Source organism: Vibrio sp. 10N.222.46.A1, from assembly GCF_041473595.1.
Taxonomy (GTDB): Bacteria; Pseudomonadota; Gammaproteobacteria; order Enterobacterales; family Vibrionaceae; genus Vibrio; species Vibrio tasmaniensis_A.
In genome coordinates this window covers 1-3,758 of record NZ_JBFRSN010000777.1, presented here as the reverse complement: position 1 = coordinate 3,758, position 3,758 = coordinate 1, and the positions used below count along the sequence as shown (strand labels likewise).

Annotated in this window: 3 protein-coding genes; 2 read left to right on the top strand and 1 reads right to left on the bottom strand. The window is 43.8% G+C overall.

Features of this window, described 5'->3' with window-relative positions; all coding sequences use genetic code 11:
- The first annotated feature begins 317 nt into the window (after positions 1–317).
- On the top strand, positions 318–2,234 hold the full coding sequence (locus AB4496_RS19970) for a methyl-accepting chemotaxis protein (protein WP_009845811.1): 1,917 nt from the start codon (positions 318–320) through the stop codon (positions 2,232–2,234).
- Between the two features lie 338 nt (positions 2,235–2,572).
- Positions 2,573–2,773, top strand: coding sequence for a chromosome segregation ATPase (locus AB4496_RS19965; RefSeq protein WP_009845810.1), 201 nt, complete (start codon positions 2,573–2,575; stop codon positions 2,771–2,773).
- A gap of 285 nt (positions 2,774–3,058) precedes the next feature.
- Here AB4496_RS19965 and AB4496_RS19960 read toward each other — a convergent pair.
- On the bottom strand, positions 3,059–3,758 hold a 700-nt coding region (locus AB4496_RS19960; RefSeq protein ID WP_372103577.1), incomplete at its 5' end, for a TOBE domain-containing protein.

The window sequence follows — 3,758 nt, the reverse complement described above, 5'->3', positions numbered from 1 at the left end:
GGTTTGTACCATATCAATCGCTTTTTATATATCAAAGCTTCAGAGGCCTGTCGTTCAGTGAGCTTCGGGGAATCTCATTGTCCAGATAATTAAAATGAATGGTTACGTCTCACTGCATTAGTCTTGCTGATGGTTTTCTCTATAGAAGAATGGTTGCTTTGTTTCACCATGCTTACAAATTTTTGCGAAATACCTCTCTAGTTTGATGGGGGTTAGCCGATATATGGTGGAGAGAGTGCACTACTGGTTTAAGTGCACCAAAAAAAATCCTGTTCAGGATGTATAAATAACGAGCGATTCTTTTTAAAGGTCCAAATATGTTGAAAACTAACTCTCTGAGTATTAAACAAAAAGTTGTACTTGGAATTACCTTCGCAGTTCTTGCATCAACGGTGATTGTCGGTGCGATGGCACAAAAGCAAGCAAGAGATGTTTTGAGTCATCGATTAGTCGATATTGAGCTTCCGGGAATGTTAGAGCGAATTAATGGTGAAATTGACCGTGAAGTCTCTCAGCTATTGTTAGCTGCAGAACAAATTGCTTCGAATGAATTCATTTCTGACGCTATCGAATCGACCGATCGTGATGCCGTCTTAGAGAACAAGCTAGTAAAGCAATTGAACAATGTTCGTAACCAATACCAGCTAAATGATGCCTCAGTAGCGAACCGTCAAACGGCCTACTACTGGAACCAAGATGGCTTCTTGCGTCAACTCAATCAACAGCAAGATGGTTGGTTCTTTGGCTTTACGCAATCTGGCCAGCAGACAATGGTCAGTATGTTCCAAGAAGCGACAGGTGAAGTGAAAATGTTCGCTAACTACCAACAACCTTCTGGTTTAGCGATGTCTGGCTTATCGAAATCGATGGGTGACATGGTAAGTCTACTCAATAGTTTTAAGATCGAAGATACCGGTTTTGTTTTCTTAACGAATAGCCAAGGTGATGTTCAAATTCATCGCGAACGTTCGCTTAGTGATTCATCACTTCAACAACTTTACGGTCCTCAATCTAGTCAGTTGTTAAGCAAGTCAGGATTTAACCTGATTACAACGGAACATAAAGGACAAGAGTTGTTTGTCGCGAGTTTGTATGTGCCGTCAATGGATTGGTTCGTTGTTGGTGAAGTTCCGACGAGCGAAGTTTTTGCTGAGCTTGATGCAACGGCTAAACAGATGCTGATCATGACCGCTGTTGTAGCGTTAATCTTTATTCTGATGGGCGTGGTGCTAGCAAACAGTATTACTCAACCGATTAAACTTTTGGCTAAGCGATTCGGTGACCTTGGCGAAGGTGACGGTGACCTTGCTCAGCGTATCGAAGTGAAAGGCAACGATGAAATTGCACAGCTTTCAAAGGGCTTTAATGGATTCATCGAAAAGATTCACGAGTCGATGAAAGAGGTGTTTTCTACAAGCCAAGCACTTCAAGTCGCCGCTGAGAGTGTTTCTAACAAAGCGCACATCACCCACGACAATAGCCAAGAACAACGAGATCAAACTCTTCAGGTAGTTGCAGCCATTAACCAGATGGGCATGACAATCAGCGAGATTGCATCGAATGCGGCAACGGCTGCGGAAACGGCAACACAGGCTTCAGGCAATACTGAAGTAGGCCGATCTGTGGTAAACAAAGCAAAAGACGCGATCAGCCGTTTAGCGCAAGACATCGAAAGTACAGGTCAAGTGGTAGAGCAGTTAGCTTCAACGACTCAAGACATTGGCTCTATTTTGGGTGTAATTCGTGACATCTCTGAACAAACCAACCTACTAGCTCTGAACGCTGCTATTGAAGCTGCGCGTGCGGGTGAACAAGGTCGCGGCTTTGCCGTTGTAGCCGATGAGGTTCGTAACCTAGCAAGCCGTACCGCAGATTCTACTGAAGAGATTCAGAAGATGATCAACCAACTGCAAAGTGATGCTAAAGATGCCGTAACGGCGATGAGTGCAGGCAAAGTGATTACACTTGAAGGCGTATCGGCGTCGGATGAAGCGGTGGACGTACTGGGTGGTATTTCAGACCGTATCGTTGATATCACTGATCGTAACACTCAAGTGGCAACGGCAACGGAAGAGCAATCAACCGTAGTTCATACCATCAACCAGAATATTGAAGAAATCAACGCGATTAACGAAGTGACGACTGGAACCGCAGAGCAGCTTGCTGAAGCGAGCCAAGAACTTCAACAGCTTTCTTCTCGTCTAGATAAGATGGTTGGCTCGTTTAAGCTTTAATAGCGGATAAACTTGCAACACTTACATTGGAGCCGGATTCATTTCACGTGACCCCGGCTTTTTTACGTCTGATATGCTTGTTCGTTTGATACGGCACTTTACGTTTGATACGGCACTTTACGTTTGCTAGGCAGTTTATGTTTGGTGTGGCTTTTACGTCTGATGCTAATTGTTACGTTTGGTATAGCTTTTTACGTTGAACGTCGCCATTCAGACCGCAGTTCTGCATTTAAGCTGATGTTCACTTGATCTGGTTTCGGGCTTTGCACCTAATCGCCCTAGCATCATAGAGCGTAAATGAGTAAAATCTCGCTAGGTTTAATATTTAGGTAAGTATCATGAGCGATTTTGAAAAAGAACTAGAGCAGATGACTCAAGAGATGGGCGATGAGCCTGAAGTGAAACTTCCATCACTTGAAGAGCAAAAAGCGATCGTTGCTGAATTTAAGCGACTAGAAGCGGAAGGCAAACTGACACCTGAAGTGTTAGAACAGCATTTTGGCCAGTTCAATAAAACAAGTGATACGCCAATTCACTAAGTTATTTACTACGATTGGTATTAAAGTTGAGCAAGCCTATATCTTTATCGTTTAGATAGGATGGCTTTTAGCTCAAACAGATAAAGGTCTAGCATTCGCTAGGCCTTTTTTGTTTTTATACTGAACAGACAACAGACAACAGACAACAGACAACAGACAACAGACAACAGACAAAGCGCGATCTATTTAATGAAAGTAAAACTCGTTGTCAGAAAATGAGAAATCCCCCTTACAAGGTAAGAGGGATTCGATACGGGCAAGTTATATCCTAAAACGACGAATTGATTAGTCGGTGCCGTACTCTTTGTACAAGCGACGACATGCTCTACCATCGCTATGGAACAAGTGACAACGGTGTGCAGGAATACCAATCGCTAGCTTGTCACCAGACTCAATCGTCAACGTGTCTGGCTGGCGATAGATAACGTCAGCATCGGCACTGTCGAGGTTTAGGTAAACTTGTGTTTCGTTACCGAGCTTCTCGACCATCAACACATCAGCTTCAATCGTCGCATCACCTGTTTCAGCAGACAACAAGTGCTCAGGACGAACTCCTAGAGACATACGGTCACCAGCGTTGACAGTCGTGCCATCAACTGGGATCCAGAAAGTCATACCGTTTGAAAGTTGTACCAATACGCGTTCTGCTTCAGCTTGTTCGATGTGAACCGACATAAAGTTCATTTTTGGTGAGCCAATAAAGCCAGCAACGAAACGGTTTTGAGGATAGTGGTAAAGATCAAGAGGTTTACCCACTTGAGAAACAAAACCACCATCAAGCACAACGATTTTATCCGCCATTGTCATCGCTTCAACTTGGTCGTGTGTTACATAAATCATGGTACAGCCCAGTTGACGCTGTAGCTTCGTGATTTGTGAACGCATTTGAACACGCAGTGCTGCATCCAGGTTAGATAGAGGTTCATCAAGTAGGAATACGTTTGGTTGAGAAACCAGAGTACGACCGATAGCAACACGTTGACGT